This window comes from Halorientalis persicus (assembly GCF_900110215.1).
Classification (GTDB): Archaea; Halobacteriota; Halobacteria; order Halobacteriales; family Haloarculaceae; genus Halorientalis; species Halorientalis persica.
Map to the genome: position 1 here is coordinate 104311 of NZ_FOCX01000011.1, position 17273 is coordinate 121583.

The 17273-nt window shown below is 67.8% G+C and carries 20 protein-coding genes; 10 read left to right on the top strand and 10 right to left on the bottom strand.

Features of this window, described 5'->3' with window-relative positions; genetic code table 11:
• Positions 1-124: 124 nt before the first annotated feature.
• On the top strand, positions 125-1087 hold the full coding sequence (locus tag BMX17_RS13165; RefSeq protein ID WP_092660786.1) for an NOG1 family protein: 963 nt from the start codon (positions 125-127) through the stop codon (positions 1085-1087).
• A gap of 1 nt (position 1088) precedes the next feature.
• Here BMX17_RS13165 and BMX17_RS13170 read toward each other — a convergent pair whose 3' ends face one another.
• On the bottom strand, positions 1089-2384 hold the full coding sequence (locus tag BMX17_RS13170; RefSeq protein WP_092660788.1) for a TIGR00341 family protein: 1296 nt from the start codon (positions 2382-2384) through the stop codon (positions 1089-1091).
• Positions 2385-2494: 110 nt separating this feature from the next.
• Between BMX17_RS13170 and engB the strand changes: the two genes are divergently transcribed.
• From engB to BMX17_RS13205, 7 genes are all read left to right on the top strand, one after another.
• On the top strand, positions 2495-3112 hold the full coding sequence (gene engB, locus BMX17_RS13175; protein ID WP_092660790.1) for a GTP-binding protein EngB: 618 nt from the start codon (positions 2495-2497) through the stop codon (positions 3110-3112).
• Between the two features lie 336 nt (positions 3113-3448).
• Entirely contained in the window at positions 3449-3922 is a 474-nt protein-coding gene (rimI, locus tag BMX17_RS13180; RefSeq protein WP_092660792.1) for a ribosomal protein S18-alanine N-acetyltransferase, read from the top strand.
• A 31-nt stretch (positions 3923-3953) separates the two neighbouring features.
• Entirely contained in the window at positions 3954-4466 is a 513-nt protein-coding gene (locus tag BMX17_RS13185; protein ID WP_092660794.1) for a DUF5810 domain-containing protein, read from the top strand.
• A gap of 24 nt (positions 4467-4490) precedes the next feature.
• Positions 4491-4916 carry a DUF5809 family protein gene (locus tag BMX17_RS13190; protein ID WP_092660796.1) on the top strand — a complete coding sequence of 142 codons (426 nt, stop codon included), beginning with the start codon at positions 4491-4493 and terminating at the stop codon, positions 4914-4916.
• Positions 4917-4958: 42 nt separating this feature from the next.
• Positions 4959-5375, top strand: coding sequence for a hypothetical protein (locus tag BMX17_RS13195; protein WP_092660798.1), 417 nt, complete (start codon positions 4959-4961; stop codon positions 5373-5375).
• Positions 5372-5995 carry an NUDIX hydrolase gene (locus BMX17_RS13200; protein WP_092660800.1) on the top strand — a complete coding sequence of 208 codons (624 nt, stop codon included), beginning with the start codon at positions 5372-5374 and terminating at the stop codon, positions 5993-5995. The genes BMX17_RS13195 and BMX17_RS13200 overlap by 4 nt, the downstream gene beginning before the upstream one ends.
• Entirely contained in the window at positions 5992-6351 is a 360-nt protein-coding gene (locus tag BMX17_RS13205; protein WP_092660802.1) for a rhodanese-like domain-containing protein, read from the top strand. The genes BMX17_RS13200 and BMX17_RS13205 overlap by 4 nt, the downstream gene beginning before the upstream one ends.
• Positions 6352-6399: 48 nt before the next feature.
• Here BMX17_RS13205 and yciH read toward each other — a convergent pair whose 3' ends face one another.
• From yciH to BMX17_RS13230, 5 genes are all read right to left on the bottom strand, one after another.
• Positions 6400-6693 carry a stress response translation initiation inhibitor YciH gene (yciH, locus tag BMX17_RS13210; protein ID WP_092660804.1) on the bottom strand — a complete coding sequence of 98 codons (294 nt, stop codon included), beginning with the start codon at positions 6691-6693 and terminating at the stop codon, positions 6400-6402.
• An 80-nt stretch (positions 6694-6773) separates the two neighbouring features.
• Positions 6774-8957, bottom strand: a complete 2184-nt coding sequence (locus BMX17_RS13215) for a transglutaminase TgpA family protein (RefSeq protein ID WP_092660806.1) — start codon at positions 8955-8957, stop codon at positions 6774-6776.
• Positions 8954-10024, bottom strand: coding sequence for a DUF58 domain-containing protein (locus tag BMX17_RS13220; RefSeq protein ID WP_092660808.1), 1071 nt, complete (start codon positions 10022-10024; stop codon positions 8954-8956). Before BMX17_RS13220 ends, BMX17_RS13215 begins: the two co-directional genes overlap by 4 nt.
• Complete coding sequence (locus tag BMX17_RS13225) at positions 10021-10983, bottom strand: AAA family ATPase (protein WP_092660810.1); 963 nt, start codon at positions 10981-10983, stop codon at positions 10021-10023. Before BMX17_RS13225 ends, BMX17_RS13220 begins: the two co-directional genes overlap by 4 nt.
• Positions 10984-11168: 185 nt before the next feature.
• Entirely contained in the window at positions 11169-11417 is a 249-nt protein-coding gene (locus BMX17_RS13230) for a DUF7573 domain-containing protein (RefSeq protein ID WP_092660812.1), read from the bottom strand.
• Positions 11418-11496: 79 nt separating this feature from the next.
• Here BMX17_RS13230 and BMX17_RS13235 point away from each other — a divergent pair, with 79 nt between their 5' ends.
• The gene (locus BMX17_RS13235) at positions 11497-11712 is read left to right on the top strand and encodes a DUF8024 family protein (RefSeq protein WP_092660814.1); all 216 of its coding nucleotides are present in this window, start codon (positions 11497-11499) and stop codon (positions 11710-11712) included.
• On the opposite strand, the gene BMX17_RS13240 is transcribed toward BMX17_RS13235, so the two are convergent.
• Both BMX17_RS13240 and BMX17_RS13245 read right to left on the bottom strand, forming a co-directional pair.
• Positions 11681-12649 (bottom strand): 5,10-methylenetetrahydromethanopterin reductase, encoded by a 969-nt coding sequence (locus BMX17_RS13240; RefSeq protein ID WP_092660816.1) that lies wholly within the window; start codon positions 12647-12649, stop codon positions 11681-11683. The two genes, BMX17_RS13235 and BMX17_RS13240, sit on opposite strands and share 32 nt — an antisense overlap.
• Positions 12646-13398, bottom strand: a complete 753-nt coding sequence (locus BMX17_RS13245; protein WP_092660818.1) for a coenzyme F420-0:L-glutamate ligase — start codon at positions 13396-13398, stop codon at positions 12646-12648. Before BMX17_RS13245 ends, BMX17_RS13240 begins: the two co-directional genes overlap by 4 nt.
• A gap of 278 nt (positions 13399-13676) precedes the next feature.
• Here BMX17_RS13245 and BMX17_RS13250 point away from each other — a divergent pair, with 278 nt between their 5' ends.
• Entirely contained in the window at positions 13677-14054 is a 378-nt protein-coding gene (locus BMX17_RS13250) for a hypothetical protein (RefSeq protein ID WP_139203512.1), read from the top strand.
• 205 nt (positions 14055-14259) lie between these two features.
• Here BMX17_RS13250 and BMX17_RS26675 read toward each other — a convergent pair whose 3' ends face one another.
• A complete protein-coding gene (locus BMX17_RS26675; RefSeq protein ID WP_211611336.1) occupies positions 14260-15900 on the bottom strand; it encodes an Abi-alpha family protein in 1641 nt (546 codons plus the stop codon).
• The gene (locus tag BMX17_RS13260; RefSeq protein WP_092660823.1) at positions 15897-17213 is read right to left on the bottom strand and encodes a DUF445 domain-containing protein; all 1317 of its coding nucleotides are present in this window, start codon (positions 17211-17213) and stop codon (positions 15897-15899) included. Before BMX17_RS13260 ends, BMX17_RS26675 begins: the two co-directional genes overlap by 4 nt.
• Positions 17214-17273 lie beyond the last annotated feature (60 nt).

Sequence of the window (17273 nt, forward strand, 5' to 3'; positions counted from 1 at the left end):
CAAAAAGGAGTGTTCCGTGTCTCGGACTGTTCGCGATGGCTCCCGACGTGGTGATCAGTTCGTGGCGCATCGAGTGCGCGCCAAAGGACGCGTTTTTATGCACGAACCGTCTACGGACGGCAACATGATTCTCGAGGACCTCCCGACGACGCCCACGTCGGAGGAGCTGATCGACCAGGCGTTCTCCCGGGCGGCCCGCGCGGGCCGAGCCAAATCCGGGTTCGAGGCCCAGCAGTCGATGCTCCAGACCGCCGCGAACGTCGTCTCGGACAACCTCGAGAACGTCGTCACCGCGTGGCCCGACATCGACGAACTCGACCCGTTCTACCGCGAGTTGATCGACGCGCTGGTGGGAGTCGACGACCTGCGCCAGCACCTCTCGGAGATCGGCTGGGCCAGCCGGAAGGCCAGCGACATCCGCGACGAGTACCAGGGCCGGTTCCGCGAGGTCGACGCCGACGGGGCCAAGAAGCTCCGCAAGCAGGCGTTCGCCCGCATCGCTGACGTTGTCGAGGAGGTCGAGGACGACCTGCTCGCGGTCAACGAGGCCCGCAACACGCTCCGTGACCTGCCGGACATCAGGCCCGACGAACCGACCATCGTCGTCGCCGGCTACCCCAACGTCGGGAAGTCCTCTTTCGTGAATACTGTCACCAACGCCCGTAACGAGACCGCGTCCTACCCGTTCACGACGACCGAGATCCGGGTGGGCCACATCGAGCGCGACCACATCCGCTATCAACTCGTGGACACGCCCGGCCTGCTCGACCGACCCCCGGAGGACCGCAACGAGATCGAATCACAGGCGGTGAGCGCGCTCGAGCACCTCGCCGACGCCGTCCTCGTGATGGTCGACGCCAGCGGGGAGTGCGGGTACCCCATCGAGGTGCAACTGGAACTTCGAGACGCCCTTGCCGAGCGGTTCGCGGATGTCCCCGTCCTGACGGTCTGTAACAAGAGCGACCGCTCGACCGACGTGGAGGCCGACCTGTACATGAGCGTCACCGAGGGCGAGAACGTACAGGAAACGCTCGACGCGGCGGTCGAGGCCGTCGGATACGAACCCGAACTGCCCTACGACGAGTAGGTCAGGCGTCCTCGATGGTGACGTAGCGGACCTGTACCTGTACGTCGTGGCCGGCCGCGCGGTCGACGGCGGTGTCGATCCGCTCGCTGAGGCCGCCCACCGACTCGCCGTTCCCGGGCGGGACGCCGACGGTCACGACGACACGGTTGGACCGGCTCAACAGGATGCCGTCGGTGAACTCGGTCTGTGTGTCAAGCAGCGTCGCGCGCTCGCTCTCGGCGACGACGCTCTCGACGCCTTTGCGGATGTCCGTCTCGGTCTCGGCGTTCTGAAAGGAGTTGTAGGTGACGCCGCCCAGAAAGATCGAGAGGACGGCGATGGCCACCGCGAGGATGGCGACGCGTTTCAGCACCGCGCTCCGCGCCTGGTCGAGCTGGAACCAGTTGTGGGGGCGGTAGCCGCTGTACCAGAGGACGGCGATGGCGGCGACGTTGATCGAGAGGCCGTTGACCAGCGCGAGGACGCCCGAGCCGACACTGACCATCGGAAGACCCCAGGCGATGCCGATGCCGACCGTGGCGGCCGGCGGGATCAGAGCGACGGCGATCATGACGCCGACGATGGCCGCCGAGACACCCGAGGACAGCGAGAGCGCACCGGCCACGCCGGCCCCGAGTGCGACCGCCAGCGAGAGGAAGTCGGGGGCCAGTCGCTCGCGGATTTCGGGGACCTGGGTAATCTCGATGCCAGGTGGGACGAGGCGCGCGTATCTGACGAAGACGGCGAAGGCCGCGGCGCTGACGACTGCCAGCAACATCCCGAGGACCTGGAGTTTGACGCCCCGGACGAACAGTTCGTCTTCGTCTAGCACCGTGCCGACGCTGGCGGCCATCGCCGGGCCGATCAGGGGCGCGATGACCATCGAGCCGACGACGACCGCCGGCGAGTCGAGCAACAGGCCGGCGGTCGCGATGATGGCGCTGATGACCGTCATCGTGGCGTAGGTCCGCAACGTCGGAGCGAGCTCTTTCGCTCGGCTCTGGAGTTCCTCGCGGGCGATACGGCCCTCGTCGACTTCCTCCTGCTCGGCGTACCGGTCCTCCAGTTCCTCGAACCGTCTGGAGACGACCGTGCTGGCCTCGACGACGACGGTGTAGGCTTCGTCGTCGATCCCTGCGTCCTGAAGTCGTTCGAGGACGGGTTCGACCGCGGGGTTGGGCAGCGGTGCGTAGACGATGGCCGTAAACTCACGGCCGCTGGTCTCGTCGGTGACGACGTAGTCGACACCCTCGTCGTCGAGGGCACCGAGGACCGTCTCGCGTTTCCCCGTCGGGATGGTCACCTGGAGGAGTCGCACACCGGACACTCCGAGGGGGTACGGGAAATACGTGGCGGGCCAGTCATCGCTCGATCCGTCTACGGCCGGAAACAGCGACCCTTATCCGCCCAAGTCGTCTAGGGGCTCCCATGTTCGATTCGCGGCCGGACCGGAGCGCGGAGGTCGTCCTCGTGGGGCGCTCGAACGTCGGCAAGTCGACGCTGATGCGTGAGCTGACAGGCCACACGTTCGACACGGGCCAGCGGCCGGGCGTCACCCGCCAGCCCAACCACTACGACTGGAACGCCGAGGACTTCGTCCTCACCGACCTCCCCGGGTTCGGGTTCATGAAGGGCGTCCCCGACGAGGTTCGTGAGGAGATCAAAGACGATATCGTCGCCTATCTGGAGACCTACGCCGAGCAGATCCTCGTCGCGGTGCTGGTGGTCGACGGCAAAGCCGTGATCGACATCATCGACCGCCACTCCGGCCCCGACGAGATTCCCCACGACGTGGAGATGTTCCACTTCCTGCGCGACATGGGGATCCCGGTCGTCGTCGCGGTCAACAAGATGGACAAGGTACCGGATCGGGACGAGCGCCTGAACGAACTCTGTGATCGACTCGGCCTGCTCCCGCCCTGGAAGCAGTGGCAGGAAACCATCGCGCCGATCACTGCCAAGCGCGGCTCGATCGACCCCCTGACCGAGGCGGTCCGCCACCACCTCCACGAACAGCAACGCGACGACCTCTTTACCTTTTTCTGAGGGGTTAATTCTAGGCAGTTATCGAGCGTGAAAAACGTCTGCGGATCGACTGGCTGGATCGACCGATTGCTCTCCGGCGGCCGAAACCGCCGCTTATCGGTGGGACAGCAGAAAACGGGGGGTAGAGGGGGATGTTGGGGGGTGGCACCCGAAAATTGGGTGCGCCTGAGCTTAGGAGCCTGATAATAATGAACCTTCCGACTGGCGATCTTCGTGACAGGGGACGAACACGGGCGCTGGTGGGATTTGGCGGTGCAGTCGGCGTCGTCGGCTCGTGTTAGCGCGCTCACTCGGAGCGGTGAAAGGGCTTAGTGGGCCCGCCGCCAAGTCACGGTCGTGACCACGCCCGCACCCGAATCCGATACGCCCGCGCCGACCGTCCGGGAGGCGGTCAAGGCGGACCTGCTCGCGGTGTATCGCATCGAGAAGGCCTCGTTCCCCCAGCCGTGGCCCTTCGCCGCGTTCCAGCGATACGTCGGGGAGCCGGGCTTTCTCGTCGCCGAGATCGGACCTGGCGTCGCGGGCTACATCGTCGCCGACTCGGTGCCCAACCACGGCCGGCCGCTGGGTCACGTCAAGGACCTGGCCGTGCATCCCGACCAGCGGGGCCAGGGTGTCGGGTCGACTCTCCTCCGGCGGGCCCTGGGCGTCATGCGCGCCCAGGGGGTCGCGGAGGTGAAACTCGAAGTCCGGGCGGGCAACGAGACGGCGCGAGATCTCTACGAGTCCTTCGGCTTCGACCACCGGCGGACGGTTCCTCGCTACTACGACGACGGGGAGAACGCGCTGGTGATGGTCGCCGACCTGTAAGGTCTATCCGTCCGCGCGCGTACTCTCGGACATGGGATACACCTGTCCGGTGTGTGCGGACCCACAGGCCGACGCCGAACACCTGGCCAACCACCTCGCCTTCACCGCCATGCTCGGCGACGACGACCACGAGGCCTGGCTGGCGGAACACGCGCCCGACTGGGACGAGGCCGACGCCGACGCCCTGGCCGCGACCGTTACCGAACTCGCCGAGGAGACCGACTACCCGCAGGTCTTCGAGGATACGACGCAGGGCCACGATCACGACCACGACCACAACCACGAACGTTCGGGCGCGCTGTTCGACGATGAGCGCCGGACCGTCGAGCGCGGCCGCGAGCGCGCCAGCCAGATGAGCGGCCTCGACGACGCCGACGAGGAGATTCTGGAAGCGGCCCGCGAGATGACCCGGCAGATGCGGGATGGGGAAGGCGAGCGGAGCGAGCCCTCGGATTCCGTGAGCGGGGAGGAACGACCCGCGAGCGAGGGGGGAGGCGACGGCGACGATGGCGACGAGAACGCGACCGACTCCGAAACCGAGTAACCACAGCGACCCCCAGAGCCGGATATGCACACCGAGGGAGTGTTCGCGCCGGAGACGGCGGCCGAGGCGAGCGAACTGTACGCGACCGTTGGTCCGGCCGCCCAGACCAGCGTTCGCGAAGTCGCGAAGGCCATGGACTTCGACAGCGAGGAGTACGAGGACCGGGTGACGAGTTCCGTCGTCGCGACCGCCCACGAGGCCATCTTCGCCTCCCTGCTCGAAGTCCGGGTCGGAAGCGACGCGGCGTTCGAAGACTGGTGTGGTGACCACCCCGACTACGAGCGCGAGGTGATCGGGAGCGAGAACGTCGACCGTGTCGTCTGGCACGCCGCTCCCTTCGCAGAGACGGTCGTCGCCGCGACGTTCCAGGAGCGACAGGACGCGGCCGTCGGGACCCTCCGCCGGCAGGCCTTCGGCAGCGTCTACCGCGAGGTCGTCACCGAGGTCTGAGCGATCCGCTATCGTTTTTCGGCCGGCGCACGCAGTGGGGGTATGCGCCAGATCACGCGCCGGGTGACGATAGCGATCCTCGTCGCGATTGCCCTGTTGCTCGCGCTCGGTGCCCTCCCCGGGTATCTCAAGTCCGGCGATCCCTACTACGTGACGGCGACGGAGACGGACAACCGGACGGCCGTCCCGGCCGACGCGCTCGCGCCGAACCGCTACCCATACACGACGGCCGCGCTGGCGAACGCCACCGGCGCTGCCGGGAACGGAACGGAAAACGCCACGGGCCGGTCCGGCCCCTACTGGAAGGGCCCCATCGGGCTGAAGGGCGCGTTCACGCACTCGCCGTTCGACGAGTTCGACGCGATCGGCCAGCGCAACACCTCCGCCGCGACCGAAACTGCCGTGTTCGTCCGCGACAACGGCACCGTTTACCGCCTGGAGGTGACACAGAATCCATGACCGACGACCCAACGATCCGACGGTTCGACCCCGACCGCCACCCCGTCCGGGAGCCCGCGGACTTCGACTGGCCCGTCTTGGAGTCGGCGATCGAGTACGAGACCGGCTGGTACACCGGCGGCTACGACCGCGTCGGCCAGCCCGACGGCTCCGAGAAACGCTACTACTGGGCGGACCTGCCCGCCGCCGCGGTGATCGTGGCCGTGGCACCGGGGCACGTCGTGGGGGACGCCGCCGCCGACGAAGACCATCTCGTCATGGTCGATCAGTACCGGCCGACGATCCAGGAGCAGTGTCTCGAACTCCCCGCGGGCATCGTCGAGGACGGCGAGAGCTACACCGACGCCGGCCGCCGGGAACTCCGCGAGGAGACCGGCTTCGACGCCGCCGGCGTCTCCCTGATCGAGGAGTTCTGGTGCTCGACCGGCGTCCTCCGACACCGCCGGGGCATCGTCTTCGCCGAGGGCCTGGAGCCGACCGACGCCGACCTCGACGACAACGAGTTCCTCACCGTCACGACCGTCCCCGTCAGCGAGGCGCTGGACGTGGCCCGGCAGGAACCGTCCAACGACGCGACTATCGAAGGCATCCTGCTCGCACAGGCGGAGGGCCTGCTGTGATCGACGAGATCACACCGGACGACCTCGCGGCGTTGCTGGGGGCCGATAAACCGGTTCGGATCGTCGACATCCGGTCACCGACCGCCTTCCGTCGCGGTCACATCCCCGGGAGCGTAAACCTCCCGTTCCCGCAGTTGCCGACCCGGGTCGACGACCTCGACGATGCGGACCGCATCGTGACTGTCTGTCCCCACGGGCACGACAGCCTTCGGGCCGGTCGGCTGATCGTCTCCGCCGAGAGCGTCGACGATGCGACCGTTCAGAGCCTGGCCGGCGGGCTGGAAGCGTGGGACGGCGAGCTAGAAGGCGGTGCCGACGGACGGGATAGCGACGACGGTCCGGCTGCGCCGTTCTGATCGAACGAACGAGTACTGGTGCCGGCGAGCGGCCGGCGAGGTGAAAGATCAGGCCACGTTGAAGCCCTTATCGCGGAGGAAATCCTCGACGCGTCCGGTGTGGTTGCCCTGGAGCTCGATCTGTCCGTCCTCGACCGTGCCGCCACAGGCGAACTTCGATTTCAGGTCCGAAGACAGACTGTCCATGTCTACGTCGTTGGGATCGAACCCTTCGATGACCGTTACCTCTTTACCGTATCGGCGCTCGTCGATGCGGATGCTGATCTCCTGGGACTCTTTGGCGACGTCCTCACAGACGCAGAGCTCCTCGGGCAGCCCGCACGTCGAGCAGACTTCCGACATTACAAGTCGGGCCTACGAAACCGACGTATTAAACACCTTCGGGACCCCCGGAAGCAAGCCTTGCAAGCCGGTCTCGGCGGTCAGTCCAGCGGGCCCGTCCGCGCCCGCACGATCTCGTCGGCCACAGCCACGGCGTCGTCGGCGAGGCTCGTCGTCACCTCTCCCGCGTACCGGGCCCGCTCGTGGAGCCGATACAGCCGCTCGACGTCCTCGTCGGCGTCGATGGCCGCCAGGTACTGCCGCGGTGTCTCCCCGTCCTGGCGCGGCCGTTCCTCGCGCGCGAGAACGTATTCGACGCGCTCGAACGCCCGCTGTACGTCACTCGTCGGGTCGGCCCGTGGTTGCCAGCGGAGCCACACGGCTCGATAGGCGCGCTCGGTGAGCCCCAGTCGACGTGCCCCCGCCACGGTCCCGGCCAGCACCACGAGGATGAGGGCCGCCTCCTCGCGCGACGGCGGTTCGGGCAGGGGAATGCCGCCGCCCTCGTCCCTCGTCGTCCGCTCTACGGCCCCGTCGGTGGCCGGCGTCTGGATCGTCGCCGGCGTCGCGTCCGGCGTCTCCGGTGCCTGGCTCGTCGTCGGTGCCGGGGTCGACGGCGGTTCGGTCGTCGCTTCGGGGTCGTCGTCGACCTCCCCGAGATCCCCGCCGCCGCCCTCGATCTGATCCTGCTCTGTGGCCTGTCGCGGGCCGGCCGGCGTCGGGTCGAACTGGACCCAGCCCACCTCCGGGACGTAGACCTCGACCCAGGCGTGCGAGTCCAGTCCCCGGACCTGATACTCCCCGTCGCCGACCTGTTCGCCCGTCGTGTACCCGACGACGAACCGCGCCGGGATGTTCTGGGTCCGCAACATCGTCACCATCGTCGTGGCGTAGTAGGTGCAGTACCCCTCGTTCATCTCGAACAGGAAGCTATCGGCGACCTCGCCGTCTGGACGGTCCACATCCAGTGAGTACCCTTTCTCCCGTTCCAGGTAGGACTCGATCGCTCTGGCGGTCTCGTAGGGCGTCTCGGCGTCGGCCGCGTCCTGGATCTGGCGGGTGCGCGTCGCCACCCGGTCGGGCGTACTCGCCGGGAGGTTCGTGTAGCGTGACTCGATCCGGCTGGGATAGTCGTCGCTGGCCCGCTGGAGCCGACTCGGTGCCGCCACGGGCTGGCGGCTGACGACCGTGTAACTGTCGCCGGGTGCGAACGCCGACGCGGGCTGGAGTCCGCCCAGCGAGGTCACCGACGTACTCTCGGCCACGCCGTCGCCGACGCTGATCGGCTTCCAGGCGGCGGGCATGGCGTCGAGTTCCGACTCGATCGTGACCTCCTGCTCGACGACCCGGCTCTCGCCCCGTGGGCCGCTCATCTCGCCGCGATAGTCGAGCGTCGAGCCGGTCCGGACCCAGCCGTCGCCCGTGTAGCGGTCGTAAGCACCCGTCCGCCAGTAGGCCTCGCGCGGGCTCTCGACGGTGAACCGGACCTCGTCAGAGAGACTGATCGACCCCTGGATCGAGACGCGTTGATCGGAGTTGATGAGACTTCCCTCGATGGTGTCGGTGTCGCTGTCCCCGAACAGGCCGAAGGGTGTCCCGGTCCCGCCGGGAACGACGCTGACCAGCATCGTCACGACCACCATCGCCGCCAGGACGACGGCCATCGTCTCGACGGCACGGTCGGTCCCGCCGAACCGTTCGAGTCGGCCGAACCCGACCGTCCCGACCGCACCCAGCGCGCCGAGCAACGCCACCAGCGTCTCCACGTCGCCCGTGAGGACGAAGAAGGTCAGCGCGGCCCCGCCGACGAGCGCCGCCCCGACGTACCGCCGCCGGAGCGCCAGGTACCACGTCAGGAAGACGGGGGCTGGCGTGTACGCCAGCGCGAACAGTTCGATCATCTGGAGGCGCAACACCGACAGCCCCATCAACAGCGACACCACGTCGCCGAGGATGCGGTCCTGCTGGGCCACCACGTCCGCCGGTAGCGCCGAGGCGTACATCCAGAGCCCGAGCACCAGCAGTCCCAACCCAACGGGCAGGGCCGTCCACGCGCCGACGACCCGCGACAGCCCCGTCGCTAGCGCGAGCGTCACCGCCACGACCAGCAGGAACGTGCTCGGGTCGCCGACCACGTCGATGATCCCGTACAGCGGGAAGGTGAAGGAAAACAGCATGAGGCCGGTCGACAGCAGGGCCAGCCCGCGCGGCGCGAACACCGCCGCCCAGGACCGCTTCGCCGCGTCGACACTCCTCTCCGTCGGACCACCGGTCTCCGCGCTCATCGCGACACCTCCTGTTCGGCCGGGGCGTCCTCGATCGGGTCGTCGCCGCTGGCACCGCCCGCACTGACAGCCCCGCGCGCCCGCTCGCCGTCACCTGCCGGGGACTCCGGCGGCGTCGGGCCGAGCGAGAGCCGGTGGTCCTGCCCGTCGATGGTCGCGGTCACGCCGTCCGCGTCGGCGGTGAGGATCACGTCCGCGCCCTCGCGGGCCGGTCGGGCCGGCTGTCCCGGCCCGGTGCGTGCGAGCAGGTCGAGGACGTGTTGCCGGTGGGCCTGTCCGCGGCCGGTCGCGACTTCGCCGGCCGGACAGGTGACGCCGACCGACAGGCCCGCCTCCATCGCCAGCACCGCGAGGCTGGCCGCGGCGGACGCCATCGCGTCGTCGTGGCCCGTCGCGGCCCCCGCCGCGATGGTCAGCGTCGACTCGCGTTGCTCGCTGACGAACTGTTTGACCACGAGGTCGCCGTCGCTCCGCTTGGCACTGGACTTCCAGTGCACGTCACGCAACGGGTCGCCCGGCGCGTACTCACGGATCGTGTCGAAGGCCTGTCGGTCGGTCGCGGTGTCGTATCCCAGCAGGTGCGCGACGGCGTCGTCCTCGCGCAGGTCGACCAGCGGCGGGTAGACCAGCGCCGTCGCGGTCCCCTCGGGCTCGAAGGCGCGGACGAACAGGCCGAGCACGTCGGTCACGACGACGCGTGGCGGCCCGAGGTCCCACGCGCCCCGCGCCCCGAGTTCGATCTCGTACTCGACGGTCGCCGGGAGCGTCACCCGCCGGTCGTATCCATCCGCCGCCACACCCGGCGGGATCGAGTCGGTCACGCGCGCGAGCGCGCCGCCGTCGACGGTCAGTTCGACGGTACGTGACTCGCCGGGATGTCCGGGAACGGGGTCACCGCGGTCGATCTCGGGTCGACCGGCGTAGAACACCTGGACGGCGCTCACGAGCAGTGCGATCAGCGCGGGTGCGGCCAGCGCGTTCAGCGCGCGAGCGCCCGACGCGGCCGCCATCAGGATCGAGCCGACGGCGACGCCGACGACGCCGACGGTGCGCCAGGTCGGTCTCATTCGACTGCGACGGTGTCCAGTGCCTCGGCGACGATCGCTTCGCCGGTCCGGTCGGCCGCCGCCGTCCGGACCCGGTGGGGCATGATCGCCCGTGCCTCCGTCTGTACGTCGTCGGGGACGACGTAGTCACGGCCCGTGAGCGCCGCCCTGGCCTGGGCGGCCCGCAAGAGCGCGATGGAACCCCGCGGACTCACCCCCAGCTGGGCCTGGTCGCGCGTGTACGCCGCTAGCTGGGTGACGTAGGCCCGGATCGGTTCCTCGACGGTGATCTCGCTGACCGCCGTCCGCGCGGCCTGGAGGTCTTCGAGCGTGGCCACCGGCGAGAGCTCCTCGATGGGGTGGTTCCCCACCACGCGGCCGAGCATCTCGGCCTCGTCGTCGGAGTCCGGATACCCGAGGTGGAGTTTCTTCATGAACCGGTCGAGTTCGGCCATCGGGAGTTCGTAGGTCCGGTCGCGCTCGACCGTGTTCTGGGTCGCGATCACGGTGAAGGGGTCGGGCATCTCGTGGGTCACCCCGTCCACCGTGACCTGCTGTTCTTCCATCGCTTCGAGCAGGGCGCTCTGGGTCTTCGGCGGTGCGCGGTTGATCTCGTCACCGAGGACGACGTTGGCGAACACCGGCCCCGGTCGGAAGTCGAACTCGCCGGTCTTCTGGTTGTAGACGTTGACGCCGGTGATGTCGGAGGGCAACAGGTCCGGCGTGAACTGCACGCGTTTGAAGGATCCGTCGAAGGAGGCGGCGATGGAGCGGGCGAGCATCGTCTTGCCGACTCCGGGCACGTCCTCCAGCAGGACGTGCCCCCGGCCGAGTATCGCGGTGAGGATGTGTTCGATCTCCGCGTCGTGGCCGACGATCACCTCGCCGACGTTCTCGGCGACGCGGCGGGCGAGCGCGCCCGCGTCCTCGACTCCGTCGGCCGACTCCGATCCTAGCGTCGATGTGTCTGCGTCAGTCATGGGTAGCGGGGGGTGCTGGGCGAGTAGCGGGTCCTGCACTGCCGACCTGTAAGTGCTTTCTCCACGCGGCCCGACGAACCGCGGGCTCGGACACTGCATCCGGCGGGACCGCGACCGTCAGTGCCGTTCACATACGCGGTTCGGACCGGTCCCACGTAATATTGCTGTATCAACCGGCTGACTCGTTACCACTCTTTGCAGTCGGGACAGACCAGGTCGTCACCGTCCCGCCAGCGGCGCGCAACCGAGTCGTCACAGACCGCACAAACTGCGCCGTCCCCGCTCCAGGCGTACGTCGAGACCGCCGGGTCGACCGCGTCGGTCGCGGGTTCGTCGGCGGGGTCGGTATCGTCGTCGCCCGCCCCTGCCCCGTCGCTGTCGGCGTCCGCGTCGTCGCTCGCGTCCGTGAACTCGTCGAGCGAAGCGTCGTCCATGGGAGTGCCTGTGGCTCCGGTCGTCTTAGACCTTCGCCAAACCACGACACACAAGTACCAGCGCCCCAATCTCTCGGGTATGGCAGGACTCGTCGATATCGTCACTAGCATCCCGGAACTCGTCCGGAGCATCAGCGAGATCGCCCTTTCGGACCCGCTCAGCGCCGTCCTGATCACCGTCGGTGGCCTCCTGATCGCCGGGACGGTCGGCCTGACGGCCTACCTCGTCCTCGGCGTGCTGGTCTCGGCGGTGATCCCGGACCTCAGCGGAGGACAGCCCCCGCAAGCTCGATAGCCCGCTCCAGATCCGGCCCGAGCGGCGCACCGACGACGAAACTGTCCGCGTACTCCATCACCGCCTCGATCTCTTCCTCGACCTGTGTCTGTGTCCCGGCGATACAGAACGCGTCGATCATCGCCTCGGTCACGAGCCCGAAGGCCTCGCTGAACGACCCGGCCTCGATGGCCGCCCCGATCTCCTCGGCCCGCTCGTGGTCGAGGTCGTGGCGGTCCAGCACGGGCGGGGCCGCGCCGCCAGCGATGAACGCCACGGGTGGCCGTGCGGCCTCCCGGGCGGCCGCTTCTTCCTCGGCGACGCTGACGCTCGCGTAGGCCGCGAAGTCGAACGATCCTCGCTGTTCGGGTCGCTCTTCGAGCCCCTTCTCGACCTGTTCGGCCGCCCACGCCATGTCACGGGGGTGTGAGCCGTTGTAGAGGACGCCGTCGGCGTGTTTCGCGCTCATCCGGATCATGTGGGGGCCCTGTGCGCCGACGTAGACTGGGATCTCGCCCTCGACCGGGTATTCGAGATCGGCGTCGGCCGCCTGGAAGGTCCCGTCCGCGTCGACGGACTCGCCAGCCCACAGGTCCTGTGCGACCTTGAACGTCTCCAGCACTCTGCGGAGCGGGCTGTCGCGCTCGACGCCCAGCGCCGACAGGGTCGAGCGGTCGCCGGGGCCGACGCCGAAGACGGCCCGGCCGTCGCTGACCTCTTGGATCGTCGCGACCCGGGAGGCCAGCGCGACGGGGTGTGTGTCGTAGGGGTTGGCCGCCGCCGGGCCCAGCGCCACCTCGTCGGTGGCCGCCGCGATCCGGTCCAGGGCGACGTAGGGATCGCGGTTGAAGTAGTGACAGGACGCCAGGACGGTGTCGAAGCCCGCCTGCTCGGCGGTGACTGCCAGTTCGGTAACCTCTTCGATCGGATGCTCGGGGGTGAGTTCGATAGCCTTCATGAGTCGTATTCCCACGCTTCCAGTGCCTGGCGGACGAGGTCGTCCGCCCGGTCCCGGAACAGTTCGTCGCTACCGTCGTGGTCGCCGAACTGCCAGTCGCGGACGACGGTCACCGGCGTGCCGCCGCCGCCCTCGCCGGCGACCAGGTTGCTCGCCGCCGCCAGTTCGTCGACCACCGATTGGACTGTCACGTCGAGTTCGCGGCCGTCGCGGTCGAGTTCGCCCCGCCAGTCGCGGCTGGCGGGCATCCCGGCCCAGCCGAGTGCGACGCCACGCTGGCCGTGCCGGAAGGGCCGGCCCGAGGTATCCGAGACGATCACCGGCCGGTCCAGCGCCTCGGACAGGGCCTGTGCGCTCGCCCCCGGGTCCTCGGGCAACAGCAGGAGATCCGCGTCGGCCACGTTCGAGCGGTCGATGCCCGCGTTGACCGTCACGTGCCCGAAACGAGTCTTCGTGAGCAGGAACGGTGCCGACAGCAAGAGCGACGCGCTCTCTTCGAGCACCGCCTGTGCGAACCGCGGATCCTTCGCCTCGCCGGTCAGGTCCGCCAGGCGCTCGGCGATCTCTCGGGCGCGTGCACTCGGTTCGAAATCCGAGCGGTCGGCCGTCCGTCCCTCCGCTTTCGAGACGACGGTACTGGCGACCACCACCACGTCGTCGGGCCGGAGCCGGACGCGACGCTCGATCAACTCGGCCAGGTCGTCGTCCGGCCGAACCTCCGGCAGTCCCGGGACCGCGAACACCTCCATACCCCCACTGTGGGGTGGCCGACAAAAAGGGACGCGCCACTGGCAAGGTCGGCCACCATCGCGGACGCACTCCCAGTTCGTCACCCGCGCCACCGACGCCACCCGCACTTAAACTGCCGGCCCTTTCCGGAAGAACTACCGGATACCGGACATACCTCGATATTCGGCTATTTTTAAATACTCACTTAAACTACCGGCTATCTACGCGGGGGGATATATCAGATATAGACGAATAATTAAAGTGCCGTGGCGTGGAAGAAACGACTGGGGTGACCGATATGGCGACTACGACCCGGACCCGGCGACGGCTGCCGAGGGTGGACCTGACGGTGTTCGTGCCGACAGTGGTACTCATCGCCGCGGAGGTGTGGTTCCTGGCGACGCAGGCGCGGTCGGTACTCCTCCCGCTCATCTGGATGGCACCGATGAACCTGCTCCTGCTGGCCTACGCCGTCGAGGAGTCGATCGCGCTCTCGATGGTGGCGATGCTGTTGTTCTTCGCGCGGTTCGTCTACCTGCCGGTCCTGCTGTTTGCCCCCATGGGTAACTTCCTGCTGTTCTACGCGCTGTTCATGGCACCGGTCGACGTGCTCATCGTCGGCTACATGACCAGCGCCGCCGGGAAACGGGTCACTGGATCGTCGTCGGCCACCTGACCACTCCCATCCCCCAACGCTCCCATAGAACGCTCCCCCCAACACCACGGGACCGTCTCCACACGGAACGCACTCCCGAACCGATGCTCCCTCACGGAACGCTCTCCCCACACGCGTTCCGGTCTCTCACTCTCGAACCGACCGCTCCGGAGCGACGCAGACGTGTCGAGAACCAGCCACCGCAACCGGCATCGGCCAGTGACGTTCAGTCCCGTTCCGCCGAGTCCGACTCCCCGAGCGCCTGCGTCGTCACGTCCTCGGGCATCTCCGGGCGGTCCGGCGCGTCCCGTGACTCGGGCGTCTCGGGCGTCTCGTAGACGCCGGCGGCCGTCTCGACGACGACTTCGATGGGCAGGACTTCCCGGCAGAAGTCGACGCCGAAGGGCGTCAGGTGGATGCTCCGGCGGATCAGCTTTGCGCGTTTGGCCGCCTCGATGGCCTCCTGGACGTCGGGCTGGGCCTGCAGGATCTGGTACTCGTTCAGGTCCTCGACCGGCTCGTCGGAGAACCAGATCAGACCCAGTCGCTTGAGGTTGTTCAGGTAGGCGTGAACCCGGTCGAGGTGTTGACAGCCCGCCTCGTTGCCGATCATCGTCAGCCCGGCCGCCACGAGCTCGGAGTTGATCGGCACCCAGCCCACGTCGCGCACGTCCATCGAGGGCTGGCGACCCTCGGTGGCAAGCAGGCGGAGGATGCGCACTTCGTCGGGTGCCACCTGATCGAGGATCGACGCGTACGCGGGGTGGACTTCCTCGACGTAATCCACGTCGGCGGACGCCTCCATCAGGCGCGCGCCGCGCCGTCGCAGTCGGTCCCGGTCGGCTGGGAGCGAGGATGTCGGACGGTCGACCTCCGGCTCGTCGTTGTCCGCGGGCGTCTCGACGCCGAGCCGATCCAGTTCGTCGAGCGTGATCGACCGCACCTCCTCGACCATGTCGACCATCGACTCCGACGTGGCCGCGGCCCGCACCAGCCGCGGGCCGGTCCGTACCCCCGACCGGACGGAGTAGCCCGTCGACCGCTGGAGGGCGGCCGCCCCGATCCGGGCGACCCGGAACGAGTCGTCGAGGTCGCTCGGCGTCGACAGCGACGGGTGATCGCCCTCGTCGAGATCCGGCGGCGAGAACTTGTCTTCCTCGATCTCGTCCGGGTTCAGCAGGTGTGACATCACCCTGTCGACGGACGAGAGTGTGTCCCCCGAGTCCGTCGCCGGGTCCGCCATGTCGGCGACGGCCTCGTCGAGCGAGCCGACCAGTTCGTCGGTATCGACCGACGGGTCCAGCAGGCTCGTGACCGTCGAGTCTAGCGTCGAGAACACCTCTTCGGAGTCCCCCGAGGGATCTGTCAGCGTCGCGAGGGCGGCGTCGAACATCGTAAAGGCCTCCTCGATGCCCTCCTCGGCGACGGTCGGATCGGTCATCGCAGACTCGATCACCGAGAGCACGCCGTCGGTCCGGGTCGCCGAGGACCCCGTCGGGTCGACGATGGCCGTACTCAGCACCGACAGCGCCTCCTCGGTGGCGTCGGGATCGACCGGATCGATGATCGTCGACTCCAGTACCGAGAGGAGTCGCTCGGTCTCGCCGGGGGAAAGCGGCGTCGGTGTGACGATCGACGCCTCCAGCACGTCGAGCAACTGATCGACCTGGTCCTGTCCGAGGTCGCGCTCGGTCGTGGCCACGTCGAGGACGTCGAACAGCTGGACGACCGACGACGGATCGAGGGCGTCGGTGGTGTCCGCAGTCCCCTCTGTTTCGCGTGCGATCTCCGACACCCAGTCGTCGCTGTTCCCCCCTTCTGGCTCGGAATCGCCCGGTCTCCGTTCGCTGTCGTTGAACTCGCTCATATTGGCACCGTGGTTACCACCAGTAGCTGGATCCACCCGGCAACGAACCCGAGAGCCGCTCCGATACCGATGAGCAGCCACTCATCTTCTTTGAAAGCAGAACGTAGCGTCATGGTAAAGTCTTGCGGGGGGAGTTCCTGCATCCGGCTCGCGATCAGTTCCTTGACCGGAATAGACCGCTCGCGGTTGAACTCGGTGTCCTGTAACGGCTCCAGCGCGTACTCGACGCCCTCGGTCGCCAGCGCGTCGCGAATCTCCTCGTAGCGCCGATCACCCGTCGCGACGCGGATGACCGGTGCGGCCATCCCCAGTGCCTCGTCCAGCGAGGGCCGGATCGCGTCTTCGATCATCCGTCGAGTCCGGTCGGACCGTTTCCCGTACAGCAGGTTCTGGGCGACGTTTTCGACGGTGATGATCTCCTCGGCGACGATCTCGCCGTACCGTTCGGCCACCTCCTCCTGACGCTGGATGAACAGGCCCTGGAGCGTGAACGGGCCGATCTCGACGGGCTCCTGTGGGTTGAAGATCGCCTTGATCGCGATGTAGTTGGTGAAATAGCCCACGAGAACGCCCGACACCGGCAGGACCCACCACGCCCGATCGAAAAACAGGAACAGCGGGATCGAGAACACGCCAAGTAGCGTCCCGAAATAAAACCCGGAGTTGACGAGAAACGACAGTTCCTCATCGCCGACCTCCAGAAACATCCGATTGAGCAACTCGGGATGGTTGTCGAGGTAGTCGATGACCATCAGCTTGAGGCTCAACACCTCGTCGATGTTCTCGGCCGTCGACTGCATGATCCGGTCGGCCACTTCCGGGAGCTGCTGTTCGATCCGTGCGTGGACGAACTGCCGTGCGCCGTCGGGAACGGAGTTCCAGACGACCGGCTGTTCCCGGCCCAGCAGATCGTCCACGTACGCGTGGAAGTTGTCGCGGGACTGGGCGACCATGTGCTGGGCGATCCGGTCGGGGTCGAGCCGCTCGTAGAACTCCTGTTGGCTCGCCAGTTTCGCGATCGAGGCGTCGTAGGCGACACTCCCCATCTTCGCCGACCGTGAGGGGATGATCCCCTGCCACCCGACCTTGCCCTCCATCACGCCGGGGATCTGCTGGATCTTTCTCGGGAGCATCGGGGCCAGTTGCTTCAGGCCCGGCATCTTGAATCCGCGGAACTCGAGCGGGTGAAAGAGCAGTCTGATCCCGACCCAGTTGGTGACGTATCCGATGATTCCGGTGATCGGCGGGATCAGTACCAGATTCCACTGGAGCGGCGGGAGCGACGCCAGTATCCAGTCGAGCGACGGGATCATCGCGCGTCACCCGCCACGCTCTCGGGTCGATCGGCCGTCCCGCCGACGCCCCCACCGAAC

Excerpts from the sequence above, each read along its gene's own strand:
- BMX17_RS13190 (WP_092660796.1), top strand. The coding sequence starts at position 4,491 with ATGCACACCGAGGGAGTGTTCGCGCCGGAGACGGCGGCCGAGGCGAGC.
- yciH (WP_092660804.1), bottom strand. The coding sequence starts at position 6,693 with ATGTCGGAAGTCTGCTCGACGTGCGGGCTGCCCGAGGAGCTCTGCGTC.
- engB (WP_092660790.1), top strand. The coding sequence starts at position 2,495 with ATGTTCGATTCGCGGCCGGACCGGAGCGCGGAGGTCGTCCTCGTGGGG.
- BMX17_RS13200 (WP_092660800.1), top strand. The coding sequence starts at position 5,372 with ATGACCGACGACCCAACGATCCGACGGTTCGACCCCGACCGCCACCCC.
- BMX17_RS13260 (WP_092660823.1), bottom strand. The coding sequence starts at position 17,213 with ATGATCCCGTCGCTCGACTGGATACTGGCGTCGCTCCCGCCGCTCCAG.
- BMX17_RS13220 (WP_092660808.1), bottom strand. The coding sequence starts at position 10,024 with ATGAGACCGACCTGGCGCACCGTCGGCGTCGTCGGCGTCGCCGTCGGC.
- BMX17_RS26675 (WP_211611336.1), bottom strand. The coding sequence starts at position 15,900 with ATGAGCGAGTTCAACGACAGCGAACGGAGACCGGGCGATTCCGAGCCA.
- BMX17_RS13245 (WP_092660818.1), bottom strand. The coding sequence starts at position 13,398 with ATGGAGGTGTTCGCGGTCCCGGGACTGCCGGAGGTTCGGCCGGACGAC.
- BMX17_RS13250 (WP_139203512.1), top strand. The coding sequence starts at position 13,677 with ATGGCGACTACGACCCGGACCCGGCGACGGCTGCCGAGGGTGGACCTG.
- BMX17_RS13195 (WP_092660798.1), top strand. The coding sequence starts at position 4,959 with ATGCGCCAGATCACGCGCCGGGTGACGATAGCGATCCTCGTCGCGATT.
- BMX17_RS13235 (WP_092660814.1), top strand. The coding sequence starts at position 11,497 with ATGGCAGGACTCGTCGATATCGTCACTAGCATCCCGGAACTCGTCCGG.
- BMX17_RS13165 (WP_092660786.1), top strand. The coding sequence starts at position 125 with ATGATTCTCGAGGACCTCCCGACGACGCCCACGTCGGAGGAGCTGATC.
- BMX17_RS13230 (WP_092660812.1), bottom strand. The coding sequence starts at position 11,417 with ATGGACGACGCTTCGCTCGACGAGTTCACGGACGCGAGCGACGACGCG.
- BMX17_RS13240 (WP_092660816.1), bottom strand. The coding sequence starts at position 12,649 with ATGAAGGCTATCGAACTCACCCCCGAGCATCCGATCGAAGAGGTTACC.
- BMX17_RS13185 (WP_092660794.1), top strand. The coding sequence starts at position 3,954 with ATGGGATACACCTGTCCGGTGTGTGCGGACCCACAGGCCGACGCCGAA.
- BMX17_RS13225 (WP_092660810.1), bottom strand. The coding sequence starts at position 10,983 with ATGACTGACGCAGACACATCGACGCTAGGATCGGAGTCGGCCGACGGA.
- BMX17_RS13215 (WP_092660806.1), bottom strand. The coding sequence starts at position 8,957 with ATGAGCGCGGAGACCGGTGGTCCGACGGAGAGGAGTGTCGACGCGGCG.